This window comes from Comamonas resistens (assembly GCF_030064165.1).
Taxonomy (GTDB): domain Bacteria; phylum Pseudomonadota; class Gammaproteobacteria; order Burkholderiales; family Burkholderiaceae_C; genus Comamonas; species Comamonas resistens.
On record NZ_CP125947.1, the window covers coordinates 55,378 to 79,080 of the forward strand.

At 63.4% G+C, this 23,703-nt stretch carries 24 protein-coding genes; 20 read left to right on the forward strand and 4 right to left on the reverse strand.

From position 1 onward, the window contains the following. Positions 1 to 210 precede the first annotated feature (210 nt). Positions 211 to 1,410: a threonine ammonia-lyase gene (locus QMY55_RS00245; RefSeq protein WP_283486728.1), complete on the forward strand. Its 1,200-nt coding sequence runs from the start codon at positions 211 to 213 to the stop codon at positions 1,408 to 1,410. A 30-nt stretch (positions 1,411 to 1,440) separates the two neighbouring features. On the opposite strand, the gene QMY55_RS00250 is transcribed toward QMY55_RS00245, so the two are convergent. Both QMY55_RS00250 and QMY55_RS00255 read right to left on the reverse strand, forming a co-directional pair. Next, positions 1,441 to 2,211 carry a slipin family protein gene (locus QMY55_RS00250; protein WP_283489057.1) on the reverse strand — a complete coding sequence of 257 codons (771 nt, stop codon included), beginning with the start codon at positions 2,209 to 2,211 and terminating at the stop codon, positions 1,441 to 1,443. A gap of 179 nt (positions 2,212 to 2,390) precedes the next feature. Next, positions 2,391 to 3,536, reverse strand: a complete 1,146-nt coding sequence (locus QMY55_RS00255) for an MFS transporter (RefSeq protein ID WP_283486729.1) — start codon at positions 3,534 to 3,536, stop codon at positions 2,391 to 2,393. A 121-nt stretch (positions 3,537 to 3,657) separates the two neighbouring features. Between QMY55_RS00255 and QMY55_RS00260 the strand changes: the two genes are divergently transcribed. The 3 genes from QMY55_RS00260 to QMY55_RS00270 all read left to right on the forward strand — a co-directional run bounded on the left by QMY55_RS00260 (position 3,658) and on the right by QMY55_RS00270 (position 6,902). Continuing rightward, positions 3,658 to 4,488: an AraC family transcriptional regulator gene (locus QMY55_RS00260; protein WP_283486730.1), complete on the forward strand. Its 831-nt coding sequence runs from the start codon at positions 3,658 to 3,660 to the stop codon at positions 4,486 to 4,488. A gap of 111 nt (positions 4,489 to 4,599) precedes the next feature. Continuing rightward, positions 4,600 to 4,737 (forward strand): hypothetical protein, encoded by a 138-nt coding sequence (locus tag QMY55_RS00265; RefSeq protein ID WP_283486731.1) that lies wholly within the window; start codon positions 4,600 to 4,602, stop codon positions 4,735 to 4,737. 308 nt (positions 4,738 to 5,045) lie between these two features. After that, positions 5,046 to 6,902: a phosphoenolpyruvate carboxykinase (GTP) gene (locus tag QMY55_RS00270; RefSeq protein WP_283486732.1), complete on the forward strand. Its 1,857-nt coding sequence runs from the start codon at positions 5,046 to 5,048 to the stop codon at positions 6,900 to 6,902. A 208-nt stretch (positions 6,903 to 7,110) separates the two neighbouring features. Here the strand turns inward: QMY55_RS00270 and QMY55_RS00275 are convergent, their stop codons facing one another. Then, complete coding sequence (locus tag QMY55_RS00275) at positions 7,111 to 7,554, reverse strand: hypothetical protein (RefSeq protein WP_283486733.1); 444 nt, start codon at positions 7,552 to 7,554, stop codon at positions 7,111 to 7,113. 135 nt (positions 7,555 to 7,689) lie between these two features. Here QMY55_RS00275 and QMY55_RS00280 point away from each other — a divergent pair, with 135 nt between their 5' ends. The 3 genes from QMY55_RS00280 to QMY55_RS00290 all read left to right on the forward strand — a co-directional run bounded on the left by QMY55_RS00280 (position 7,690) and on the right by QMY55_RS00290 (position 10,102). Next, entirely contained in the window at positions 7,690 to 8,670 is a 981-nt protein-coding gene (locus QMY55_RS00280) for a LysR family transcriptional regulator (RefSeq protein ID WP_283486734.1), read from the forward strand. 101 nt (positions 8,671 to 8,771) lie between these two features. Beyond that, positions 8,772 to 9,650, forward strand: a complete 879-nt coding sequence (locus QMY55_RS00285) for a metallophosphoesterase (protein WP_283486735.1) — start codon at positions 8,772 to 8,774, stop codon at positions 9,648 to 9,650. 29 nt (positions 9,651 to 9,679) lie between these two features. Next, complete coding sequence (locus QMY55_RS00290; RefSeq protein WP_283486736.1) at positions 9,680 to 10,102, forward strand: universal stress protein; 423 nt, start codon at positions 9,680 to 9,682, stop codon at positions 10,100 to 10,102. Positions 10,103 to 10,350: 248 nt separating this feature from the next. On the opposite strand, the gene QMY55_RS00295 is transcribed toward QMY55_RS00290, so the two are convergent. Next, entirely contained in the window at positions 10,351 to 11,265 is a 915-nt protein-coding gene (locus QMY55_RS00295; RefSeq protein WP_283486737.1) for a LysR family transcriptional regulator ArgP, read from the reverse strand. 41 nt (positions 11,266 to 11,306) lie between these two features. Here QMY55_RS00295 and QMY55_RS00300 point away from each other — a divergent pair, with 41 nt between their 5' ends. The 13 genes from QMY55_RS00300 to QMY55_RS00360 all read left to right on the forward strand — a co-directional run bounded on the left by QMY55_RS00300 (position 11,307) and on the right by QMY55_RS00360 (position 23,645). Continuing rightward, entirely contained in the window at positions 11,307 to 12,683 is a 1,377-nt protein-coding gene (locus tag QMY55_RS00300; protein WP_283486738.1) for a D-amino acid dehydrogenase, read from the forward strand. A 102-nt stretch (positions 12,684 to 12,785) separates the two neighbouring features. Then, positions 12,786 to 13,454, forward strand: a complete 669-nt coding sequence (locus tag QMY55_RS00305; protein ID WP_283486739.1) for a fumarylacetoacetate hydrolase family protein — start codon at positions 12,786 to 12,788, stop codon at positions 13,452 to 13,454. Continuing rightward, positions 13,451 to 14,215 (forward strand): fumarylacetoacetate hydrolase family protein, encoded by a 765-nt coding sequence (locus QMY55_RS00310; protein ID WP_283486740.1) that lies wholly within the window; start codon positions 13,451 to 13,453, stop codon positions 14,213 to 14,215. The genes QMY55_RS00305 and QMY55_RS00310 overlap by 4 nt, the downstream gene beginning before the upstream one ends. A gap of 114 nt (positions 14,216 to 14,329) precedes the next feature. Then, on the forward strand, positions 14,330 to 15,787 hold the full coding sequence (gene hpaE, locus QMY55_RS00315; RefSeq protein WP_283486741.1) for a 5-carboxymethyl-2-hydroxymuconate semialdehyde dehydrogenase: 1,458 nt from the start codon (positions 14,330 to 14,332) through the stop codon (positions 15,785 to 15,787). A gap of 77 nt (positions 15,788 to 15,864) precedes the next feature. Next, the gene (locus QMY55_RS00320) at positions 15,865 to 16,839 is read left to right on the forward strand and encodes a tripartite tricarboxylate transporter substrate binding protein (protein ID WP_283486742.1); all 975 of its coding nucleotides are present in this window, start codon (positions 15,865 to 15,867) and stop codon (positions 16,837 to 16,839) included. Between the two features lie 5 nt (positions 16,840 to 16,844). Further along, entirely contained in the window at positions 16,845 to 17,771 is a 927-nt protein-coding gene (gene hpaD, locus QMY55_RS00325; protein ID WP_283486743.1) for a 3,4-dihydroxyphenylacetate 2,3-dioxygenase, read from the forward strand. A 12-nt stretch (positions 17,772 to 17,783) separates the two neighbouring features. Then, the gene (locus QMY55_RS00330; protein ID WP_283486744.1) at positions 17,784 to 18,224 is read left to right on the forward strand and encodes a 5-carboxymethyl-2-hydroxymuconate isomerase; all 441 of its coding nucleotides are present in this window, start codon (positions 17,784 to 17,786) and stop codon (positions 18,222 to 18,224) included. A gap of 4 nt (positions 18,225 to 18,228) precedes the next feature. Then, complete coding sequence (gene hpaH, locus QMY55_RS00335) at positions 18,229 to 19,062, forward strand: 2-oxo-hept-4-ene-1,7-dioate hydratase (protein WP_283486745.1); 834 nt, start codon at positions 18,229 to 18,231, stop codon at positions 19,060 to 19,062. Positions 19,063 to 19,078: 16 nt separating this feature from the next. After that, entirely contained in the window at positions 19,079 to 20,533 is a 1,455-nt protein-coding gene (locus tag QMY55_RS00340; protein WP_283486746.1) for an NAD-dependent succinate-semialdehyde dehydrogenase, read from the forward strand. Between the two features lie 183 nt (positions 20,534 to 20,716). Further along, positions 20,717 to 21,535, forward strand: coding sequence for an HpcH/HpaI aldolase/citrate lyase family protein (locus QMY55_RS00345; protein WP_283489058.1), 819 nt, complete (start codon positions 20,717 to 20,719; stop codon positions 21,533 to 21,535). Between the two features lie 81 nt (positions 21,536 to 21,616). Beyond that, complete coding sequence (hpaR, locus tag QMY55_RS00350; RefSeq protein ID WP_283486747.1) at positions 21,617 to 22,102, forward strand: homoprotocatechuate degradation operon regulator HpaR; 486 nt, start codon at positions 21,617 to 21,619, stop codon at positions 22,100 to 22,102. Between the two features lie 135 nt (positions 22,103 to 22,237). Continuing rightward, complete coding sequence (locus QMY55_RS00355; protein ID WP_283486748.1) at positions 22,238 to 22,870, forward strand: 3'-5' exonuclease; 633 nt, start codon at positions 22,238 to 22,240, stop codon at positions 22,868 to 22,870. 253 nt (positions 22,871 to 23,123) lie between these two features. Then, entirely contained in the window at positions 23,124 to 23,645 is a 522-nt protein-coding gene (locus tag QMY55_RS00360) for a flavin reductase family protein (protein ID WP_283486749.1), read from the forward strand. The last annotated feature ends 58 nt before the right edge of the window (positions 23,646 to 23,703 follow it).

Genomic DNA, 23,703 nt, shown 5'->3' on the forward strand with positions numbered 1-23,703 from the left:
TAAGCACTATGTTGCATGTTTTCAGTAAAACACAGGGTAATTCCTAGAAGGTGCTGTCTTCAAGGTCGAACTTGAAAAACAGTGTTTTCAGCCTCAAACCAATAGCTGTAAAGCGCTGACAGCTATGAATTGGTGAGCGTCCGCAACAGGCGTCACAGCCGCCGAACTCGCGTGGACGTGGTGCCTGACCGCTTGCACAATAGGGCCATCATGCTGACCTATGCCGATATCCAAGCCGCCGCCGAACGCCTGAACGGTGCCGTGCTTCTGACCCCTTGCGTTGAATCCCGCACGCTCTCGCAGATCACGAATGCGCAGGTGTTCCTCAAGTTCGAGAACCTGCAATTCACTGCATCCTTCAAGGAGCGCGGCGCGCTCAACAAGCTGCTGATGCTCAGCGATGCCGAACGCGCGCGTGGCGTGGTCGCCATGAGCGCCGGCAATCACGCTCAGGGCGTGGCCTATCACGCACAGCGCCTGGGCCTGCGCGCCGTCATCGTCATGCCGCGTTTCACGCCCGGGGTGAAGGTGGAGCGCACTCGCGGCTTTGGCGCCGAGGTCGTGCTGCATGGCGACACCCTGGCCGAAGCGCGTGCCTATGCCTATCAGTTGGCGCAGGAACAGCAGCTGACTTTTGTCCACCCCTATGACGACGAAGCCATTGCCGCAGGTCAGGGCACTTTGGCTTTGGAGATGCTGCAGGCTCAGCCCGATCTGGACACGCTGGTCGTCGCCATTGGCGGTGGCGGTCTGATCGCCGGTATTGCCACGGCAGCCAAGGCCATCAAGCCCGAAATCGAGGTCGTGGGTGTGCAGACCCAGCGCTTTCCTTCCATGGTCAATGCGCTGCGCCATACCGATATGCCCATGGGCACATCGACGATTGCCGAAGGCATTGCCGTGACCCAGCCCGGAGTCATCACCCAGGAAGTGGTCAAGCGCTGCGTGGACGATCTGTTGCTGGTGGACGAGGGCGATATCGAGCAGGCCGTGCTCATGCTGCTGGAGATCGAAAAGACGCTGGTCGAGGGCGCTGGTGCCGCAGGGCTGGCGGCCTTGCTGCGTCACCCCGGGCACTTCAAGGGCAAGAAGGTCGGACTGGTGCTGTCGGGCGGCAATATCGACCCCATGCTGCTGGCTGCCATCATCGAACGCGGCATGGTGCGCTCGGGCCGCCTGGCGCGCGTGCGCGTCAGCGCGCGCGACGTGCCCGGCGTGCTGGCCCAGATCACGGCCACGGTGGCCGGTGCCGGTGCCAATATCGAGGAGGTGCATCACCAGCGCGCCTTCACCATGCTGGCCGCGCAGAACGTGGAGATCGAGTTCGTGCTGCAGACGCGCGGCCACGCCCATGTGAGCGAGGTGCTGGACCAGCTGCGCCGCGCCGGCATGGAGGCCGCCCTGGTCTGACGGCATCCATGCATTGTGGGCCGCTGCGGTTCAGACCTGCAAAGGCCCGAGCTTCTTCATGAGCGGCGTGACCAGATCCATGGGCAGGGGGAAGACCACGGTCGTGTTCTTGTCCGCGCCGATCACGGTCAGCGTCTCCAGATAGCGCAGCAGGATGGCCTGGGGCTCCTGTGCCAGGACCTTTGCCGCCTGGGCCAGTTTTTCCGAGGCCTGCAATTCGCCCTCGGCATGGATCACCTTGGCGAGGCGTTCGCGCTCGGCTTCGGCCTGGCGCGCAATCGCCCGGATCATGGACTCGGTCAGATCGACCTGCTTGATCTCCACATTCGCGACCTTGATGCCCCAGGCATCGGTCTGTGCATCCAGCGCCTGCTGGATGTCCAGGTTCAGCGATTCGCGCTCCGCCAGCATCTCGTCGAGCTGATGCTTGCCCAGCACGGAGCGCAGCATGGTTTGCGCGAGCTGGCTGGTGGCTTCCAGATAGTTGACCACCTGGATGACGGCCTTCTCTGCATCCACCACGCGCAGATAGACCACGGCATTGACCTTGACCGAGACGTTGTCGCGCGAGATCACGTCCTGTGCCGGGACCTCCAGCACCACGGTGCGCAGGTCCACCCGCACCACCTGCTGAATCGCGGGAATGATGAAGACCAACCCCGGCCCCTTGACCTTCCAGAACCGCCCTAGCGTGAAGACCACGCCACGTTCGTATTCGCGAAAAATCCAGATCGAGGTGGACGCCAGGCCTATCACCAGCAGCAGGGCGATCAGCCACAACAAGAAAGAGACACTGACCATATCGGCCATCCTTTCGGCGATGGACTTCGGCGCCGCTTTGCGGCCTTGCACTGGCTGCGCCATGCGCCGGGTTGTCCACGGACTCAGCATATTCCCATGCATGCAAGTGCGCACCTGTTGGCGTATGGTCGACATGAAAGCAGTGCTGTTGCTTTCGACCGCGCCCTGGCACGGGTATGTCAGCGCGGCTCGCGCGGTTGCAGCCAGTGCACGGCCAGCGCCGATGCCAGGCAGACCACGCCCAACTGCTGCACCAGCGCCGCCAGCGCCAGGCCCGCACCCAGTAAGGTGTAATAGCTCAAGCCCAGCAGTGCGGCCGCCGTGCCCCGGCAGTCGGTGTAATGCTGCAGCGCCGGTGCCAGCAGATTGGGAATGGCCAGACCGTAGGCCAGGGCCACCAAGGCCATGGGAACCACCAGCCAAGCGCTGCGGCCAAGCACGGCCAGCATGACTCCAAGTGCTGCAGCCAGCAACAAGGCGTTGGCCCTGCGGACCAGGGCCGTGGCGTTCGTGCCCTGGGCCAGCCAGCGCCGGTTGAGCCAGGCACCGGCCACGGCGCCCAGGCCCAGTAAAACGCCGCCCGTGGCCAGCCAGGATGAAGATGCACCCCAATGCGTCAGATGAAAAGGCATCAACTGGTAGAAGCCATAGAGGCATAAGTTGTACCAGGCCACCATGCTTGCCGTGCGCCACAGTGCCGCATCCCGCGCCATGCGGCGCAGCACCGGCCATACAGGTGTCAGGCCCTCCCTAACCGCAGGCCGGGTTTCTGGCAGAGACCCGGCAGTCCAGGCGCTCAGCAGCAGCGCCAGCCAGACCAAGCCCAGAAACACGCCTTCATGCTGGCGCCAGTGCACCAGGGCCGAACCGGCCAACAGCCCCAGTGCAGGGCTGATGGCCAGTGCCAGACCCATGAGTGCAAAGACCTGTGCCAGCTCTGCGCCGCCGTACTGGTCGCGCAACACGGTCTGTGTGACCACCGAGCCCACGGCTGCCCCCATGGCGGCGAATAGACGGGCGGCCAGCAGCCAGCCAAAATCCGGTGCCCAGAGCGCCATGCAGGACGCCATACCGTAGAGCGTCAACCCGGTCAGCATTGCCGGCCGGCGTCCCCAGCGATCGCATAGCCGACCCCACAACACTGTGCCCAGAGCAAAGGCCGCAAAGTACAGCGACAGTGTCTGCCCTGCCTGGGCCGAAGTCACGGCATAGCCTTGCGCAATCGATGGCAATGCCGGGCTGTACATGGTCTCGACGACCTGGGGAAACATCAGTAGCGCCGCCGGCAAGGCCAGGCCGGTGCGAACAGAGAAAACAGATGACATGGCAGGCAATGTAGGCAGGCACTCGATGACGTAGTTACGTAACGATGACGATTTATTACTAGAATCGGACAAAGCCTAGACCCAGCACCGCTCTGGCGCGCAATCTTCAGGAGACATGACCATGGCCTGGCTGGCCGCCCACAGGGCGTTCGACGCAGACCGCGAAGCCGCTGCTCATGACGTGCCCGTTCTCGGCGTGGCCGCCCGGCTGGGGCCCGGGTGGCCTGACTCGGGCCGCCATACCCATCAGCTGGGTCAGCTGCTGTATTCCGCGCAAGGCTGCATGCGCATCGTGCTGGCCGATAGGCTCGTCATGCTGCCGCCCACACGCATCGCCTGGATTCCGCCCCACACCCCGCATCGCACGCAGATGACGCGTGTCACGGACTACCGCTCGCTGTACCTGGACACCCGGCGCTTTCCCAGCTTGCCGCAGCAGATCCGGGTCTGGACAGCGACAGAGCTGTTGCAGGCTGTGCTTGAGCGCTTGGCACAGTTGCCCTTCGCCACCGACTGGCGGGACAGTCCCGCTTCCCGGTTGCTGCAGGTGGCGTTCGACGAGCTGCAGCAGGCCAATAGCGAGCCCATGGTGTTGCCGCTGCCCAGCGACCGGCGCCTGGCTGCATGGCTGCAAACCCTGGGCACACAGGTGCCGCCACCGCTGCATATGCTCGCCGGTCAGACTGGTGCCAGCAGTCGCACCATCGCCCGCATCTTCCAGCGCGATACGGGTATGGGCTATCAGCAGTGGCGCCAGCAATGGCGGCTCATGCGGGCCATCGAATTGCTGACCGAGCCGTCCTCGCTGCAATGGGTGGCCCATGCGCTGGACTTCAGCACCGACGCCGCATTCACAGGCTTTTTTCGGCAGATGACGGGTTTGCCGCCACGCAGCTATATGGCTCGTCGACAGCTCGGCATGGAGCCGCAGTCGCCGGAAGGCGCGGACTGAAGAGTTCCACAGGCCGTTCTGGCTTTCCCCTAGCGGCCATGGGCAGCTCATGCCTAGAATGATTGCGACCCCTTTGCCATCCCACCGCTTGTTGTCAGGAGTGCTGATCGCATGTCAGATGATCCCGTCGTGAACCATGAACCGCAGGACGCCGTCGAAGCCGTCGTGCCCTTTATCCCTGTCATCATCCCCGCAGCTGGCGCGGTGATGATGTTCTTGCTGGCCTTCATTGCCGTGCACATGGCCTGAACTGTCGCCGATGTGCTCCAGGCAGCAAAACCCCGCATGGCGGGGTTTTTTCATGCCCGCGCCGCTTACATATGTGCATATTCTGATGCTTAAAACGCATAAATATTGCAGCGCATTTGCTGACAAATTCACCCCCCCTACCTAGAATCGGTGTCCCACTGCCTTGGAATGCAAGGCAGATATGACTGTTTCAGACGGATTGCGAGCGTGAAAACACGCTAGGGAGGAAGGTTCGGAAAGCCTTTTTTCGAAGACGCAGCGGGCCTGCTTCTTTGAAAAACTGGTTTTTTCAATTGAAGGACTTCCCCATGAACGCCGCTGTGCAAACCCTGAAGATTCAGGCGCCCGAATACGTCAAGAACCCCAAGCTCGTCGCCTGGGTGGCCGAGATGGCCGCGCTGTGCAAGCCCGCCAAGATCCACTGGTGCGATGGCTCGCAAGCCGAGTACGACGCTCTGTGCCAGCAACTGGTGGATGCCGGTACCTTCAAGCCTTTGGCCAAGCGCCCCGGCAGCTACCTGGCCTGGACCGATCCTTCGGACGTGGCCCGTGTCGAGGACCGCACCTATATCTGCTCCGCCAAAAAGGAAGACGCCGGTCCGACCAACAACTGGATGGCTCCCGCCGAGATGCGCTCCACTTTGCAGCCCCTGTTTGACGGCTGTATGACAGGCCGCACCATGTATGTGGTGCCCTTCTCCATGGGCCCCCTGGGCTCGCCCATCGCCCACGTGGGTATCGAGCTGTCCGACAGCCCCTATGTGGCCGTCAACATGAAGCTGATGACTCGCATGGGCCGCGCCGTGTACGACGTGATCGGCACCGACGGCGAATTCGTGCCCTGCGTCCACACCATCGGCGCACCTCTGAAGGACGGCGAGAAGGACCAGACCACCTGGCCCTGCAGCAAGACCAAGTACATCGTTCACTACCCCGAAACGCGTGAAATCTGGTCCTACGGTTCCGGCTACGGCGGCAACGCCCTGCTGGGCAAGAAGTGCTTTGCGCTGCGCATCGCCTCGACCATGGGCAAGGATCAGGGCTGGCTGGCCGAGCACATGCTGATCCTGGGCGTCACCAACCCCGAAGGCAAGAAGTACCACGTGGCGGCGGCCTTCCCCAGCGCCTGCGGCAAGACCAATTTCTCCATGCTGGTGCCGCCCAAGGCTTTTGACGGCTGGAAGGTCACGACCATCGGCGACGACATCGCCTGGATCAAGCCCCAGGCCGACGGCTCGCTGCGCGCGATCAACCCCGAGGCCGGTTACTTCGGCGTGGCCCCCGGCACCAATATGCTGACCAACCCGAACTGCATGTTGAGCCTGGACAAGAACGTGATCTTCACCAACGTGGCGCTGACCGATGACGGCGACGTGTGGTGGGAAGGCATGGAAAAGGACCAGGGCAAGCTGCCCGATCACCTGATCGACTGGCAAGGCAAGGACTGGACGCCCCAGATCGCCAAGGAAACCGGCGCAAAGGCTGCCCACCCCAATGCCCGCTTCACCGTGGCCGCGACCAACAACCCGGCTCTGGACGAAGCCTGGGACGATCCCGCTGGCGTGAAGATCGATGCCATGATCTTCGGCGGCCGTCGCTCGACCACCGTGCCTCTGGTGACCGAAGCCCGTGACTGGACCGAAGGCGTGTACATGGCTGCGACCATGGGTTCCGAAACCACGGCTGCTGCCTTCGGCGCGCAAGGCGTGGTGCGCCGCGACCCCTTCGCCATGCTGCCGTTTGCCGGCTACAACATGAGCGACTATTTCCAGCACTGGCTGGACCTGGGCGCCAAGATCGAAGCCCAGGGCGCCAAGCTGCCCAAGATCTTCACCACCAACTGGTTCCGCAAGAACGCCGAAGGCAAGTTCGTCTGGCCCGGCTACGGCGAGAACATGCGCGTGCTCAAGTGGATGATCGACCGCCTGGAAGGCCAGGCCCAGGGCCAGGAAACGGCTTTTGGCATCGCCCCCCAGTACGCCGAAATCAACTGGACGGGTCTGGATTTCGATGCCGCCCAGTTCGACAGCGTGACCAATATCGACAAGGCAGCCTGGGCCGAGGAAATGAAGCTGCATGGCGAGCACTTCGACAAGCTGGCCTATCACCTGCCCAAGGCCCTGCTCGATACCAAGGCCAGGCTGGAAGAGCGACTGAGCGCCTGATTGCTCCCCTTGAGCGGCTTTGCCTAGGCGGCCCCGCCGCTTCCCCCTCTCTGGCGCTTCGCGCCGGAGGGGACGGCAGCTTCGCCGCGAGGCGGCTCTTGCTGGCTGCCTCTGAGATGGGCCGTGCCCGAACTGTTAACTCAGTACGAGAACAAACAAAAAGCCGCTGGCCTTATGGGCAGCGGCTTTTTTGTGGAAGCTTCAGCGCTTAGCGGCTTTGACGATCCATGGCTCGGGCCAGGTCGGCCATCAGGCGCGCATCCTGCAGAGCGGCGTTCCAGACGCGTTCATCGGCAGCGGCTTGCTGGCGGCTGCGGCTCCAGCCACGATAGGCAGAGCGCAGCATCTGGATGGCGCGACGGGCAGGTGTGGAGAACAGTGCGATGGCGGCGAAAGCCATGGTCCACAGAACCATCCAGGCGGTCAGCATGGGAACATTGCCCTGCAGCTCAGAGGATTCGATCCAGTGGGCAAGCACCACCACCAAGGCAGCTGCACCAGCGATCAGATAGCTCAGCAGGGGCTGACGTGGATATTCCACACGACGACGGGCCGGTGCTGCGGCAGAGGCCAGACGCTCTTCTTCAGCTTGATAGATACGCACCGTACCTGGGTGCTCGACACAATAGGAGTTGTAAATAAAGTTGCTCATGGCAGTAAACCCTTTGACCCACGCTTTTGGCGACATGCCCGGGGAATAGGTAGAACTATAGGGATTACCCTATATTCATTCAAATTTATATTTTGAATCTGTAGCATTCATGCTGGTGATGTATTGGAGAAAGTCATGCCCTTGAACTTCCGCTCGCTGGATCTCAATCTGCTGCGTGTGTTCGATGAGGTCATGTCCGAGCGCAGCCTGACCAGGGCCGCTCACAAGCTCAACATCACCCAGCCAGCCGTCAGCAATGCCATGCGCCGCCTGCGCGAGGTGCTGGGCGATGAGCTGCTGGTACGCCAGGGTCAGGGCGTGGAGCCCACGCCGCGTGCGCAGGTTCTGTGGCCGGTGGTCAGAGAGGCCATGCAGCAGCTGGAGGGTGTGCTGGCCCCCGATGACTTCAACCCCGCGACGGCCGATACCACCTTTGTGATCGCCATGGCTGACGCCACGGCGGCCACGCTGATCCCGCCGCTATATCCCATTCTTGAAAAAGAAGCCCCGGGCATCAGCGTGCGCTTGTTGCCGCTGACCACGCGCGATCCGCGCCCGCTGCTGGACGACGGCCAGGCCGACATGGCCGTGGGCTATTTCCCCGCCGTGCTGGCCGATCTGACGGCCCGTGCCCAGGCCGGTGCACTGGTGGCCTTCGACAGCCGCCGTCTGTACGAAGGTGAATACCTGTGTGTGATGCGCAAGGGCCACCCGCTGGAGCATGTGCCACTCACGCTGGACAACTACTGCGCGGAGCGCCATATGCTTGTGAGCTTTTCGGGCCGGTCTTTCGGCTTCATCGATGAAGCCTTGGCCTCGCTGGGCCGTTCGCGTGATGTGGTGCTCACGGTCAACCAGTTCTTCACGGCCGCGCGCGTGGTGATCAACTCCGATCTGCTGACCATCTTGCCGCGCCACTTCGTGCCCGTGACGGGCATGCAGGAGCAGCTGGTGCTGCGCGAGCTGCCGTTTGACGTCACGCCCGTGCATGTGGACGCGCTGTGGCGCCGCCGCGGCCCGCATCCCCAGGCCTATGACTGGCTGCTCAGGACGCTGACGCGGGCGGCGGAAATCACTTTTGCCGACGGCACGGCCCAGGTGGCCTTGCCTGGCTGAACAAACACGATTGAGGCAAGGCAGGTTCAGGCAAGCGCTTTGCCGCGAGGCAGCGGTTGTTGCCACATCCGTGCTTGCGCAAGTCCTAATAAACTGAGGGCATGAAGATCCAGTTGCTGTCCGACCTGCACCTTGAAGTCCATCCCCAATTCGTGGCCGAGCCGGCTGCCGGTGCCGACCTGCTGGTGCTGGCCGGCGATATCGGCTCCTACCAGAGCAACTCGCAGGTTCAGGGCGAGTACTTCGGGCTGGAGCGTTTCTCGCCACTGCCCCAGTACGCCAACTGGCCCACGCCGGTGCTGTTCGTGCCCGGCAACCACGAATACGACATGCAGGATTTTGATGAAGCCCGCCTGCGCCTGCAGCGTGCCTGCGATCAGTTGGGCCTGATCTGGCTGGACCGCGAAACCGTGGTCATGGACGGCGTGCGCTTTATCGGTACCACGCTGTGGAGCGACTTCGATGCCATGGCCATGCACGAGGGCGTGACCGACCTCACCCGCTTGCACCAGCTGCGCGAGAAAGCGTTTCGTGCGGCCAACTTCTATTTGCAGAAGACCGGCGGCACGCGCCATGGCGAGCCATTTCTGGCCGAGCCCATGCGCGAGGAAAGCATGCTCTGCCAGGACTGGCTGCGCGCCGCGTTGCAGCAGCCTTTCGACGGCTCCACGGTGGCCGTGACCCACTTTGCGCCCAGCCTGCGCAGCGCCGACCCACGCTATGGTCTGGTGCCGGGAACGGCGGGCTTTTGCAACGTCATGGACGACTGTCTGCCCTATGCCGACCTGTGGCTGCACGGCCATCTGCACTGCGCCAGCGATTACATCGCCCGCGGCCGACGCGAAGATGGCAGCGGCTGGCAATGCCGTGTGGTGGCCAACCCCCTCGGTTATGCGCGCAAGGGCGAGCAGCTGCAGTTTCAGCCCGCATCCACCATTGACTTGAGGCAAGTCAAGACGCAAGCTGCGGCAAGTCATTAGTCTTGAAACATCGACAAGGAGGATCCGAGATGAAGATTTTGTTGGCCGTTGACGGCAGTGCCTACACCCAGAAGATGCTGGCCTATCTGACCTCGCATCAGGAGATGCTGGGCACGGGTCACGAGTACACCATCATCACCGTGCAGCCGCTGCTGCCGCCCCGTGCACGCGCTGCGCTGGGCAGGGATGTGGTGGAGCAGTATTACGACGAAGAATCGACCAAGATTCTGCAGCCCGTGCAGGAATTCCTGAACGGGCGTGGCGTGCAAGTGCAGAGCATCAGCAAGGTTGGCCCGATTGCCGACACCATCATCAAGGAAGCGCAGGACGGCAAGTTCGACCTCATCGCCATGGGCACCCATGGCCATGGTGCGCTGGGCCGCCTGGTCATGGGCTCGGTCAGCTCGCAGGTGCTGGCTGGCTGCACGATTCCTGTTCTGCTGATTCGCTAAAAAATCCATAGCTGCCTGCGCTTGATACGTCTTGATATCAGCAAGCAATCAACTTGAGATCATGGATGAATGAGCGTGTGCAGCTACAAAAATCAATACGACTTACGCAAATCAGGTCCAGGCAAGACGTTTGTCCTATGGGCATGCCTCTTGCGCATCCTTGTTTGCGTAAGTCCTGATCAAGATACCTCCGTTTGATTTGACACTTCCCGGCCGTGCCTTGCAGCACGGCCTTTTTTCTGGGCAGCTCAGCCGGCGTCCAGCAGCTCCCGTGCCTTGCCCTGCAGTGCCTGGCTCACACGCGCCAGCACGCGCGACTCCAGATTCCAGCAATGCCAGAACAGCGCAATGGCCAGCGCATGGCCGGGTGCGACATCGACCAGATCGCCGCTCTCCAGCGCAGGCTGTGCCAGCAACCGGGGCAGCACGCCCACGCCCCAGCCTGCGCGTACGGCACGTACCTGGGCCTCGCAACTGGGCAGCAGAATCTGGTGCTGCAGCGACACATTGCGCAGACCCAGGCAGCGCGCCACGAACTCGGCCTGCATATCGTCCTTGCGGTTGAACGAGAGATAGGGCAGCTGGTTGAAGTTCTTGCGTGTCAGCCCCTGCGGCAGCCTGTCACGAGCGAAGTCGCAAGCGGCAACGGCCACATAGCGCATGGCGCCCAAAGGCTGCACCGTGCAGCCGCGCATGGCCTGGCTCAGCGTGGTCACGCAGCCCATGACCTGACCCGATCTCAGCAGCTCCTGCGTGAAGTCCTGGTCATCGACCACCACCTCCAGCGGCAGGCCGCCGCGTACCAGTTCGTCGAGAGCCGTCATGGCCCAGGTGGCAATGCTGTCGGCATTGATGGCGATGGAGACGATTTCTCCGGCCAGACTTTGCCCGGTCTGCGGTGCCAGCTCCTGCAACTCATGTGCGAGATCGGCGCGCAGCAGGCGCAGCTGCTTGGCATGTTTGAGCAGCAGGCGGCCGGCACTCGTGGGCTTGACGGGGCGCGTGCGTTCCACCAGCACCGAGCCCACCTGTGCCTCCAGCGAGCGCAGGCGCTGGGACACGGCCGACTGGGTGATGTGCAGCTTTTGCGCGGCACGCTCGAAGCCGCCTTCTTCGACGATGGCCGCCAGGCATTCCAGTGCAGCAGGGTCCCAGGAGTGCATGAGAAATCATTAGCAAAACTGATGAAACTGCTGAAAATTTAATGATGCTTTTGGTTGTCCGCAAGAGTGCAGACACTGGGCGCATGAACATCATCGTCCTCGGCGCCGGCATCATCGGCATCAGCACCGCCTGGCATCTGCGCGAGCGCGGCCATCAAGTCACCGTGGTGGACCGCCAGGCCGGCCCTGCGCTGGAGACCAGCTTTGCCAATGGCGCGCAGATCTCCGTGAGCTACTGCGAACCCTGGGCCAATCGCCAGGCGCCATGGAAGGCGCTCAAGTGGATGTTCGACAAAGAGGCTCCGCTGCTGTTTCGTCCCCAGCTCGACCCTGCGCAATGGCGCTGGTGTCTGCAGTTCCTCGCTCAGTGCAACGACAAGGCGTTTGCGCGCAATGTGCAGCAGATCGTGGCGCTGGGTGCCTACAGCCATGCGGCGCTCAAGGATGTGGTGAGAAAGACCGGCATGGAGTTTCAGCGGCTGGAGCGCGGCATCGCCCATTTCTACAGCAGCCAGCAGGCGTTTGATGAAGCCGCGGAAGGCGTGGAACTGATGCGCCGGTATGGCGTGCAGCGCCGCCTGGTAAGCCGCGAAGAGCTGCTGAAGATCGAGCCCGCATTCACGCCCTATGCCGACCATATTGCGGGTGGCACTTTCACTGAAACCGATGAAAGCGGTGACGCGCGCATCTTCACCGAGAAGCTGGCCCAGCTCTGTGCCGGTGCGGGTGTGGATTTCCTCTATCAGCAGGATATTCTGAGCCTGCAGCCCGCACGCAGCGGCAAGCCTGCCAGTGTGCAGATCCGCTCCACCACCGGCGGTGCAGCACGCATGCTGAGTGCCGATGCGGTGGTCGTGGCCTGCGGCTCCTACACGCCCTTGCTGCTGGCGCCGCTGGGTGTGAAAGCACCGATCTACCCTGGCAAGGGCTATAGCGCTACTCTGCCTTTGCTGCAGCCTGACAAGGCCCCTGTGGTTTCGAGCATCGACGACAGTCGCAAGGTTGCCATGAGCCGCCTGGGCGACCATCTGCGCGTGGCCGGCACGATAGAGCTGGGCGGTTTTGACATGCGTCTCGATACATCGACGGCACGTGCGCGCTGCGAGATGCTGGTCCGGCGCGTGGAAGAGCTGATGCCCGGTGTCTGCGATACGCGCCTGCCCGAAGAGGGCGGCGACCCGCAATTCTGGTGCGGCCTGCGTCCCGCCACGCCCACCAATATCCCCTGCATCGGCGTCACGCAGGCACAGGGTATCTGGATCAATGCAGGACATGGGACGCTGGGCTGGACCCATGGCGCGGGCTCCGGCAAGGCCATGGCGGCGCTGATCAGCGGCGAGCAGCCGGCGCTGGACTTCGGCTTCTGGGGACAATCACCCAAACACGCTGCGATTCGTCCTGTAAGCGTGTCTGCATGAGGCTGTAACAATGCACGCGATTTGCGTGCAAACCCTGATCCGCAGCGGTTGACGAGGTGGCGTGGTGAGCATGAAAATTACCACGTTAACTAAAAATCAACCATGCAGATTCAACCATTTCTCCTGAGTGACGATCTGCCGCTTGGCACGGTCTACGGCGCGCTGCTCAATGACCGCGCCACGGTGCAGCGTCTTGCGCCCCAGTTCGACAGTGCGCCCTACAAGGCTGCGCCCAGGGCGCCGGTGCTCTACATCAAGCCGCGCAATACCTTTGCATCCGATGGCGCGGCTGTTGCCACGCCTGCAGAGCTGCGTATCGATGCCACCATCGGTCTGGTGATTGGAGAAAAGGCGAACAGAGTCACCGCCGATCAGGCCCTCAAACATGTGGCCGGCTTTGTACTGGCCAGCGACCTGACACTGCCCCACGACAACTACTATCGCCCGGCCATCCGCCAGCGTGACCGCGATGGTTTTCTGCCCCTGAGCGCGCTGCTCCAGGGCGATGCCGGCTTTGACCCGGACAAGGCCACGCTGAGCATTTCCGTCAATGGCAGGCCGGTGTACGAGCGCAGCTTTGCCACACTGGTGCGCCCTGCCGCGCAACTGATTGCCGATGTGACGGAATTCATGACCCTGGCCGTTGGCGATGTGCTGCTGCTGGGGCCGGGCGAAGCTTCGCCCGTGGCGCGTGCAGGCGATCAGGTTCACATCACCGTGCCCGGTCTGGGCGAGTTGCGCCACAGCGTGGCCGAGGAGAAGCTGGCATGAAGCACGGACGAGTGATCTACCAGGGCCGGCAACTGGCGGTGACCGAAAGCAGTGATGGCCGCGTGCAGCTGCCAGACGGAAAAGTGGTTGCCGAAACCGAGGTGCAATGGCTGCCGCCCATGGAGTTCGGCACCATCTTTGCGCTGGGCCTCAACTATGCCGACCACGCCAAGGAAATCGCCTTCAACAAGGCACCCGAGGAGCCACTGGTTTTCCTCAAGGGCCCGAACACGCTGAACGGCCACCGTGGCCACACACGTCGCCCTGCCGACGTGAGCTATATGCACTTCGAATGCGAGCTGGGCGTGGTGATCGGCAAGCGCTGTCGCAATGTGCAAAAGCAGGACGCATATAGCGTGGTCGCAGGCTATGTGACGGCCAATGACTATGCGATACGCGACTATCTCGAGAACTTCTATCGTCCCAATCTGCGCGTGAAAAACCGCGATGGCGCTACGCCCGTGGGGCCCTGGTTTGTCGATGCGGCCGATATTGCCGACCCCATGAATCTGCGTCTGCGCAGCTGGGTCAACGGCGAGCTCAAGCAGGACGGAAATACGCGTGACATGGTTCACGACATACCGTCGCTGATTGCCCATCTGTCGAGCTTCATGACACTCAATCCTGGCGATCTGATTCTGACCGGCACGCCCGACGGCGTGGCCGATTCCAAGGTGGGCGACGAGATCGTGACCGAGATTGAAGGCGTGGGCCGGCTTGTCAATTTCATGGGCGGCGAGGAACTTTTGGCACAGGCCTGAAGCACAGATACGACTTACGCAAATCAGGTTCAGGCAAGACGTTTGCCCCATGGGATATGCCTTGTCGCATCCTTGTTTGCGTAAGTCCTGACAGAGATTGCAGGAGAAAACATCATGCGTATCGATCACCTGATCAACGGCAAAAGCGTTGCCGGCAAGGACTATTTCGAGACCGTCAACCCCGCCACGCAGGAAGTGCTGGCCGAGGTGGCTTCGGGCGGCGAGGCCGAAGTCGACGCGGCCGTGGCCGCAGCCAAGGAAGCCTTTCCCAAATGGGCCAACACACCCGCCACGGAGCGCGCCAAGCTGGTGCGCAAGCTCGGCGAGCTGATTGCCAAACATGTGCCCGAGATCGCCGAGACCGAGACCAATGACTGCGGCCAGGTGATTGCCCAGACCGGCAAGCAGCTCGTGCCGCGTGCGGCCGACAACTTCACCTACTTTGCCGAGATGTGCACACGCGTGGACGGCCACACCTACCCCACGCCCACGCACCTGAACTACACGCTGTTCCACCCCGTGGGCGTGTGCGCGCTGATCTCGCCGTGGAACGTGCCCTTCATGACCGCTACCTGGAAGGTCGCGCCCTGCCTGGCCTTCGGCAACACGGCCGTGCTCAAGATGAGCGAACTCTCGCCCATGACGGCCGCGCGTCTGGGCGAGCTGGCGCTGGAGGCCGGCATTCCCGCAGGCGTGCTCAACATCGTGCACGGCTACGGCAAGGAGGCCGGCGAGCCGCTGGTGGCGCACCGCGATGTGCGCGCTGTCTCGTTCACGGGATCGACGGCCACGGGCAACCGCATCGTGCAGGCCGCGGGCCTGAAGAAGTTCAGCATGGAGCTGGGCGGCAAGAGTCCGTTCGTGATCTTCGACGACGCAGACTTCGAGCGCGCTCTCGATGCGGCCGTGTTCATGATCTTCAGCAACAACGGCGAGCGCTGCACGGCCGGCAGCCGTATCCTGGTGCAAAAAGGCATTTACGCCAAGTTCGTCGACCGCTTCGTGGAGCGCGCCAAGCGCATCACCGTGGGCGATCCGCTCGATGAAAAAACCATCGTCGGCCCCATGATCAGCCAGGGCCATCTGGCCAAGGTGCGCAGCTATATCGAGCTGGGCCAGAAAGAGGGCGCCAACATGCTCTGTGGCGGTCTGGATGCCCCCGTGCTGCCAGACCGCGTGAAGAACGGCAACTATGTGCTGCCCACGGTGTTTGCCGATGTTCAGAATTCCATGCGCATTGCCCAGGAAGAAATCTTCGGCCCCGTGGCCTGCATCATTCCGTTCAGCGACGAGGCCGAGGCCATACGCCTGGCCAATGACATCCAGTACGGCTTGTCCAGCTATGTGTGGACCGAGAACATCGGCAAGGCCCACCGCGTGGCCGCGGCCGTCGAAGCCGGCATGTGCTTCGTCAACAGCCAGAACGTGCGCGATCTGCGCCAGCCCTTCGGCGGCACCAAGGCCTCGGGCACGGGCCGCGAAGGCGGCACCTGGAGCTACGAAGTCTTCTGCGAGCCCAAGAACGTGGCCGTGTCCATGGGCTCGCACCATATCCCGCACTGGGGTGTGTGAGTTTCTGGAATTTTGATAGCTGCCAGCGCTTTCCACATCAGCGTTACGGGCTGAAAAGACGATAAAAGGAGACACCTATGCAACGCCGTCACTTCCTGCAGGCCTGCTCGGCCGCAGCACTCGCCTCCAGCACTCAGCTGAGTCTGGCTCAGCCTGGAGGCTGGCCAGCCAAGCCCATACGCATCGTCGTGCCGTTCACGCCGGGCGGCACCACCGACATGGTGGCGCGCCTGATCGGCACCGAACTGGGCAAGCAGCTGGGCCAAAGTGTCATCGTGGAGAACAAGCCCGGCGCGGGCACGGTGATCGGCGTGGACTATGTGGCCAAGCAGCCGGCCGACGGCTACACCTTTGTCTGCGTGGCCAACAGCTTCACGGCCAACAAGACGCTGGTGAAGAACCTGCCCTATGACACCACCAAGGACCTGCAGCCCGTGGCCCTCATGGGCCTGTCCGAACATGTGCTGGCCACCCATCCCCAGAGCGGATTGAAGACGCTGGACGATCTCAAGAAAGCGGCCCTGGCCAAACCTGGGGCGCTGACCTATGCCTCGTTCGGCAACGGCACTTCCGCACATCTTTCAGGGGCGCTGCTGTGCCAGATGATGGGTGTGGAAATGATCCATGTGCCCTACAAGGGCCAGGGTCCGGCGCTCACCGACTTGCTGGGCGGCCAGGTCAGCGTGATGTTCGGCAACTGGTCGGAGTTTCGCGGTCATATCGAAAGCGGCAAGCTTGTCGCCCTGGGCATGGCCACGCCCAAGCGCTCGCGCTTTGCCCCCAATGTGCCCACGCTGGCCGAGCAGGGTGTGGCGCTGGACTCCAATTCCTGGCAGGGCCTGCTGGCCCCTGCCGGCACGCCCGAGGCTGTCGTCCAGCGCGTCAACGCCGAAGTCAACAAGGCCCTGGCCTCGCCCAATGTGGTCGAGGTCTTCGCCAAAAGCGGCGTGGTCTCGCAGGCCGGCTCGGTCGCGCAGTTCTCGGGCTTTGTGAACAGCGAGATCGCCAAGTACGGCGAGATCATCCGCCGCGCCAATATTTCCATGGGGTGAGCATCATGGGCAAGCTAGCACTCGCGGCCAAGATCACGCATGTTCCGTCCATCTATCTGAGCGAGCTGGACGGGCCGCGCAAGGGAACGCGCCAGGATGCAATCGACGGGCTCAAGGAGATCGGTCAGCGCTGCCGTGATCTGGGCGTGGATACGCTGGTGGTCTTCGATACGCACTGGCTGGTCAACGCCAACTATCACGTGCTCTGCGGTCCGCATTTCAAGGGCCTGTACACCAGCAACGAGCTGCCGCATTTCATCAGCCATATGCCTTTCGAATTCCCTGGCAACCCGGCGCTGGGCAAGCTGCTGGCGGCCCAGGCCAATGCGCTGGGGGTGGAGACGCTGGCCCATGACGCCACCACGCTGGAGCCCGAATACGGCACGCTGGTACCCATGCGCTACATGAACGCAGACCAGCACTTCAAGGTAGTGTCGATATCGGCCATGTGCATGGCCCATTACCTGAACGACAGTGCGCGTCTGGGCTGGGCCGTTCGCCGCGCGGTGGAAGAGCATTACGACGGAACGGTGGCGATTCTCGCCAGCGGCTCGCTGTCGCATCGCTTTGCGCAGAACGGGCTGGCGCCCGACTATGCGTTCAGGATCTGGAGCCCGTTTCTGGAGCAGCTTGACCAGGAGGTCATCCGCCTGTGGCAGGCCGGTGAATGGCAGACTTTTTGCGGCATGTTGCCCGAGTACGCGGCCAAGGGCCATGGCGAGGGTTTCATGCACGACACGGCCATGCTGATGGGGGCCCTGGGCTGGTCGGCATACGACGGCAAGGCCGAAGTCATCACGCCGTATTTCGGTGCCTCGGGCACGGGCCAGATCAATGCCGTCTTCCCCGTCACGCCGCAGGACGGCAGCGCCATTCCCGCAGCCCAGGCCAGCCAGGCCAATGCTGCAGCCGCCGTGGCGGCAAGACTCTGAGCAAGGAATGACATGCCGCATGTCGTGATTCTTTACACCGGCAATCTGGAGCCGCATGTCGATATGGGCAGCCTGTGCCGCAAGCTGGCCGACACCATGCTGGCCGTGCACGCCGAAGATGGTGCGCAGGTCTTTCCCACGGGCGGAACGCGCGTGTTTGCCTACCCTGCGCCGCACTACGCGGTCTCCGACGGCGGCACCGCGGGCCGTGCCGCTGGTGGTGATGGTGACTATGGCTTTATCTACATCAATCTGCGCATGGGCAAAGGGCGCTCCGACGCGGTCCAGAAGGCCGCGGGCGACGCGCTGCTGGCCTGCGCCCAGGCGCATCTGGCGCCGCTGTTCGCCGACCCGCGCAAGCACCTGGGCCTCACGGTGCAGGTCGACGAAGCGCCGGGCCAGGTGTACGACGCCAAGCACAGCACCCTGCATCCCCTGTTTGCCAAGAAATAGAACCATGTTTTCTCCCGAACTTCTGACCCAGCTCGCGCAGGAACTCGACGCCAGCGAGGCGTCGCGCCAGCAGATCGAGCATTTCTCCAAGCGCTTTCCCGGCATGACGGTCGAGGACGGCTACCGCGTCTCGCGCGAGTGGGTGCGCATGCAGGTCGCCGCGGGCCGCAAGGTCATAGGCCACAAGATCGGCCTGACCTCGCGCGCCATGCAGATGGCTAGCCAGATCGACGAGCCCGACTACGGCACCTTGCTGGACTCCATGCTCTACACCTGCCGACCCGGCCAGGTGCTGGAGATTCCGGTCGCGAACTTCATCGCTCCGCGCGTGGAGGTCGAGCTGGCCTTCATCCTCAAGGCGCCGCTGGTAGGTCCGGGCCTGCCCGGCGGCAAGGAAGTGACGCTGGACGACGTGCTGGCCGCCACCGAGTACGTGACGCCGGCCATCGAGATCATCGACGCGCGCATCGAGCAGTTCGACCGCCACACCAAGGCCATGCGCAAAGTGTTCGACACCATCAGCGACAACGCGGCCAATGCGGGCATCGTGGTTGGCGCCCAGCGCGCTGACCCCAAGGCCGTGGACCTGCCCTGGTGCGGCGCCATACTGCGCCAGAACGGCATCGTCGAGGAAACCGGCCTTGCCGCTGGCGTGCAAGGCCATCCGGCCATAGGCGTAGCCTGGCTGGCCAACAAGCTCGCGCCCTGGGGTGAATCCCTGCAGCCCGGCCAGATCGTGCTGGCGGGCTCCTTCACGCGTCCGGTGGCGGCCAAGCCCGGCGACATGTTCGAAGCCGACTACGGCCCCCTGGGCAAGCTGCAATTCCGATTTGTCTGAATCACGGAGATCTCCCATGCCTTTGCAATTACGCGATCCGAGCCTGCTCAAGACCGAATGCCTGATCGACGGCCGCTGGCTGGCCGCCGGCGACGGCACCACCATTGCCGTGAACAACCCGGCCACCGGGGAGTTGCTGGCGGCCGTGCCCAAGATGGGCGAGGCCGAAACCCAGACCGCCATTGCCGCGGCCGAGCGCGCCTTTGCCGAGTGGAAGTCTCGCACCGCCGACCAGCGCGCCGCCATCCTGCACAAGTGGTTCGAACTGCTGATGCAGCACCAGGAGGACCTGGCACAGATCATGACGGCCGAACAGGGCAAGCCCCTGGCCGAATCGCGCGGCGAAATCGCCTATGCGGCCTCCTATGTGCAGTGGTTTGCCGAGGAGGCGCGCCGCGTCTACGGCTCCACCGTACCCTCGCCCTGGGGCGACAAGAAGATCGTCGTGACCAAGGAGCCGGTGGGCGTGTGCGCGGCGATCACACCCTGGAACTTCCCCGCAGCCATGATCACGCGCAAGGTGGCGCCGGCCCTGGCTGCCGGCTGCACCATCATCGTCAAGCCCGCGCAGCAGACGCCGCTGTCGGCCCTGGCGCTGGGCGAACTGGCTCAGCGTGCCGGCGTGCCTGCCGGCGTGTTCAGCGTCCTCACCGGTCCGGCGCGTGCCATCGGCGGCGTGCTCACGGCCAGCATGGCGGTGCGCAAGCTCACCTTCACGGGCTCCACCGAAGTGGGCCGCGTGCTGGCCGCGCAATGCGCGCCCACGCTCAAGAAGATGTCGCTGGAGCTGGGCGGCAATGCGCCCTTCATCGTCTTCGACGATGCGGATCTGGATGCCGCCGTGGAAGGAGCCATGGCCTCAAAGTACCGCAATACCGGCCAGACCTGCGTCTGCGCCAACCGCCTGCTGGTACAGGACGGGGTGTACGAGGCCTTCATGGCCAAGCTCAAGGCCGCGGTGCTGGCACTCAAGGTCGGCAACGGCGCCGACGCCGGCATTACCCAGGGCCCGCTGATCGACGAGGCGGCCGTGGCCAAGGTCAAGGAACTGGTGGCCGATGCCGTGGCCCAGGGTGCCGAAGTCGTCACCGGCGGCAAGCCTTCGGCGCTGGGCGGCACCTTCTACGAGCCCACCATTCTCGGCGGCGCCACGGACCGCATGCGCATCGCCAGGGAAGAGGTCTTCGGCCCCGTGGCACCCGTGTTCCGCTTCAGCACCGAGGAGGAGGCCATCCGCATGGCCAACGACACCGAATACGGCCTGGCGGCCTACTTCTATGCGCGCGACGTGGGCCGCGTCTGGCGCGTGGGCGCGGCGCTCGAATACGGCATGGTCGGCATCAACAGCGGCATCATCAGCACTGCCGTGGCGCCGTTCGGCGGCGTCAAGCAGTCGGGCATGGGCCGCGAGGGTGGCGCCGCGGGGATTGAAGAATACGTGAGTACCAAATATCTTTGTATGGGGTACTGAGATGAAAACCCCCTGAGTCGCTTCGCCTAGGCGGCCCCGCGCCTTCCCCCTCTCTCTACGCGCTGCGCGCTACGGGAGGGGGACGCAGCCAGCGCGGCGGCCCTTGCGCGGCTGCCCTGGCCTGGCGAGCGTCAGTTGCATGGGCAGCGGGGGCGCGAAGCACTATGGATAACTGAAATGACAATGCAAACACCCACCAATCCCTTCAAGGCCGCGATTGCGGCCGGCCGCCCACAGATCGGCCTGTGGCTGGGCCTGGGCAGCCCCTATAGCGCAGAGATCTGCGCGGGCGCGGGCTTCGACTGGCTGCTGATCGACGGCGAGCATGGCCCCAACGACACGCTGACGCTGTTGGCGCAGCTGCAGGCTATTGCCGCCTATCCGGCCAGCCATGCGATCGCACGCATCCCCATGGGCCATGGCGAGATTGGCGAGATGCTGATCAAGCAGTATCTGGACCTGGGCGTGCAGACCCTGCTGGTCCCCATGGTGGAGACGGGCGAGCAGGCTACCCAGATAGTGCGCTGTTCGCGCTATCCGCAAGATGACGGCAAGGGCGGCATTCGCGGCATGGCCGGGGCCAGGGCTTCGGGCTGGGGACGGCGGGCCAGCTACTACCACGAGGCCAATGCACAGGTCTGCATGTTGCTGCAGGTCGAATCGGTGCAGGGCTTGAAGAATCTCGATGCGATTGTCGCGACCGAGGGCGTGGACGGCGTGTTCATAGGCCCGGCCGATCTGTCGGCCACCATGGGGCATGTGGGCAATCCCGGCCACCCCGAAGTGCAGGCCGCCATTGCCGATGCGATTGTGCGCATACGCAAGGCGGGCAAGGCTGCGGGAATTCTCACCCCCAATGAGGCCCAGGCGCGCAAGTACCTGGAGCAGGGCTGCAGCTTTGTGGCTGTGGGGCTGGATACGGGACTGCTGGTGCAATCCACCAGTGCGCTGGCCGCGCGTTTCAAGGATGTCAAGCCGGTCGCGCCCAGCAGCACGTACTGAGGACGCAGGTCTGTAGTGACCTGGAGCCTATTCGCCAGGCGGGCCTCTTACATACAATCGGGCAGCAACCTCACCTTCGCTATGACCCAGCACGACACAACCAACGCAACTGAACCCATGCGCTCGTTTGCGCGTTCCCTGCCGATGGCCTTGCTCAAGGCGCGTGAGTCGGTCATGGTGCGCTTTCGCCCTTCGTTGCGGGCCCATGGCCTGACCGAGCAGCAATGGCGCGTCATTCGCGCCATGTCGGCAGCAGACCACAGGCTGCGCCCCATGGAGCTGTCGCAGATGACCTTCATCAGCATGCCCAGCCTTTCGCGTCTGCTCAAGACGCTGGAAGGGCGTGACCTGATCAAGCGCGGCCGTCATGTGGGGGATCTGCGCGGTTCGGAGTTCGGCCTCACGCCTGCGGGCCACGCCATGGTGGCCGAGATCGCGCCGCATGCCGAGGAAATCTATGCCGAAATCGAGCGTGTGGTGGGCAGCAAGGAGATCGAGCAGCTGTACTACGTGCTTGAGCAGGTGGTGCAACGCCTGGGCCTGCCCGGCGAGGATGAACTGGAATAACCCCCCTGAGTCGCTGCGCGCCTTCCCCCTGGAAGGGGCGACGTGCAACGGGACGACGCCTTCGCTGCGGGGCGCATCTCTGGCGCGCCTTGCCGGCTTCATGCGCTCCAGCACGGCAATGGCGACAATACGGGCATGAGTTCTGCCATTGCCGTCATCGACTTTGAAACCACGGGCATGACACCCGCCCAGGGCGCCAGGGCGACCGAGATCGCCATCGTGCTGCTGGAGCAGGGGCGTGTCGTCGATCGCTTCCAGAGCCTGATGCAGACCGGTGCCTGGGTCTCGCCTTTCATCACGCAGCTGACCGGCATCACCAACGAGATGCTGCGCACGGCTCCGCCTGCGGCCGAAGTCATGCGCGAGGCCGCACGTTTTGTGGGCGATGTGCCCATGGTGGCCCACAACGCATCTTTCGACAGCAAGTTCTGGCAGGCCGAGCTGGCGCTGGCGGGGCAGGCCGCGCCCCATGCGTTTGCCTGCACGGTGCTGCTGTCGCGCCGCATCTATCCACAGGCACCCAGCCATAGCCTGGGCAATCTGGCGCGCTATCTGCAACTGCCGTCCACAGGGCGTGCGCACCGGGCACTGGCCGATGCCGAAATGGCGGCGGCTTTGCTGGCACGCATGCAGCAGGATCTGTGCACGCGTCATGCTCTGCCCTGGCCCGACCATGCGCTGCTGATGCAGCTGCAGCGCTGCAGCAAGGCGCGCACCGGCAGCTGGCTGGCCCAGCAGGCAGCGCAGGTCAGTCTTACTGCGGGCTGATACATTGCCTGATCGCCTCGGGGGCTTGTATTGGGGATTTGATGTTTTTCAAGGCTTGGGCCCTTATGTATCAAGCGTCAGCAGCTATGGATAAATGAGTCAAATGCTGTTGCTCTTGCGCCGAAGTCCTTACGAGTCGTGATCCGACAGGTTCAGGCCGATAATCAAGCGCAACTCCTGCAGGTGCTGGTGCCTGCTGTTCTTGACCCTGTGGTGCGCTTGAGTGGCGGCCATTTTGTGCTCCTGTTTTGTTGTGAACTCCGCCCTGCCAACTTCAGTCCTGCGTACTGCCGAGCCTTTTTCGCAGCGCGAATTTCGCGATGCGCTGGGGCAGTTCGCCACAGGCGTCACCATCATCACGGCACGCAGCGCTGAAGGGCATGCGGTGGGCACGACGGTCAGCTCTTTCAATGCGCTGTCGCTGGCACCCTCCCTGGTGCTATGGAGCCTGGGCCTCAAGGCCAACTCCCTGCCCGTGTTTCGTCACAGCGTGCATTACGCCGTCCATGTGCTGTCAGCCGCGCAAAAGCCGCTGGCCGAGCTGTTTGCGCGCAGGGGCGCCGACCGCTTCAGCCATACGAGTTACCAGGACTCCGCACATGGCGTGCCGCTGCTGGAAGGCTGCGCGGCGGTGTTCGAGTGCCGCAATCTGCGTCAGCATGAGGAGGGCGATCATCTGCTCTTCATCGGCGAGGTCGAACGCTGCACACACCATGCCGACAGAGCGCCTTTGCTCTATCACAGCGGCCATATGCACACCCGCGGCCTGATCTGAGCCGCCTGCAGCGACTCCAGGCTGTTTGCGCTGCATGACGGCTTGATCGGCCTTGAAG

Coding starts and splice junctions, on each gene's coding strand:
- QMY55_RS00245 (WP_283486728.1), top strand. CDS start 211: ATGCTGACCTATGCCGATATCCAAGCCGCCGCCGAACGCCTGAACGGT.
- QMY55_RS00250 (WP_283489057.1), bottom strand. CDS start 2,211: ATGGTCAGTGTCTCTTTCTTGTTGTGGCTGATCGCCCTGCTGCTGGTG.
- QMY55_RS00255 (WP_283486729.1), bottom strand. CDS start 3,536: ATGTCATCTGTTTTCTCTGTTCGCACCGGCCTGGCCTTGCCGGCGGCG.
- QMY55_RS00260 (WP_283486730.1), top strand. CDS start 3,658: ATGGCCTGGCTGGCCGCCCACAGGGCGTTCGACGCAGACCGCGAAGCC.
- QMY55_RS00265 (WP_283486731.1), top strand. CDS start 4,600: ATGTCAGATGATCCCGTCGTGAACCATGAACCGCAGGACGCCGTCGAA.
- QMY55_RS00270 (WP_283486732.1), top strand. CDS start 5,046: ATGAACGCCGCTGTGCAAACCCTGAAGATTCAGGCGCCCGAATACGTC.
- QMY55_RS00275 (WP_283486733.1), bottom strand. CDS start 7,554: ATGAGCAACTTTATTTACAACTCCTATTGTGTCGAGCACCCAGGTACG.
- QMY55_RS00280 (WP_283486734.1), top strand. CDS start 7,690: ATGCCCTTGAACTTCCGCTCGCTGGATCTCAATCTGCTGCGTGTGTTC.
- QMY55_RS00285 (WP_283486735.1), top strand. CDS start 8,772: ATGAAGATCCAGTTGCTGTCCGACCTGCACCTTGAAGTCCATCCCCAA.
- QMY55_RS00290 (WP_283486736.1), top strand. CDS start 9,680: ATGAAGATTTTGTTGGCCGTTGACGGCAGTGCCTACACCCAGAAGATG.
- QMY55_RS00295 (WP_283486737.1), bottom strand. CDS start 11,265: ATGCACTCCTGGGACCCTGCTGCACTGGAATGCCTGGCGGCCATCGTC.
- QMY55_RS00300 (WP_283486738.1), top strand. CDS start 11,307: ATGATGCTTTTGGTTGTCCGCAAGAGTGCAGACACTGGGCGCATGAAC.
- QMY55_RS00305 (WP_283486739.1), top strand. CDS start 12,786: ATGCAGATTCAACCATTTCTCCTGAGTGACGATCTGCCGCTTGGCACG.
- QMY55_RS00310 (WP_283486740.1), top strand. CDS start 13,451: ATGAAGCACGGACGAGTGATCTACCAGGGCCGGCAACTGGCGGTGACC.
- hpaE (WP_283486741.1), top strand. CDS start 14,330: ATGCGTATCGATCACCTGATCAACGGCAAAAGCGTTGCCGGCAAGGAC.
- QMY55_RS00320 (WP_283486742.1), top strand. CDS start 15,865: ATGCAACGCCGTCACTTCCTGCAGGCCTGCTCGGCCGCAGCACTCGCC.
- hpaD (WP_283486743.1), top strand. CDS start 16,845: ATGGGCAAGCTAGCACTCGCGGCCAAGATCACGCATGTTCCGTCCATC.
- QMY55_RS00330 (WP_283486744.1), top strand. CDS start 17,784: ATGCCGCATGTCGTGATTCTTTACACCGGCAATCTGGAGCCGCATGTC.
- hpaH (WP_283486745.1), top strand. CDS start 18,229: ATGTTTTCTCCCGAACTTCTGACCCAGCTCGCGCAGGAACTCGACGCC.
- QMY55_RS00340 (WP_283486746.1), top strand. CDS start 19,079: ATGCCTTTGCAATTACGCGATCCGAGCCTGCTCAAGACCGAATGCCTG.
- QMY55_RS00345 (WP_283489058.1), top strand. CDS start 20,717: ATGCAAACACCCACCAATCCCTTCAAGGCCGCGATTGCGGCCGGCCGC.
- hpaR (WP_283486747.1), top strand. CDS start 21,617: ATGACCCAGCACGACACAACCAACGCAACTGAACCCATGCGCTCGTTT.
- QMY55_RS00355 (WP_283486748.1), top strand. CDS start 22,238: ATGAGTTCTGCCATTGCCGTCATCGACTTTGAAACCACGGGCATGACA.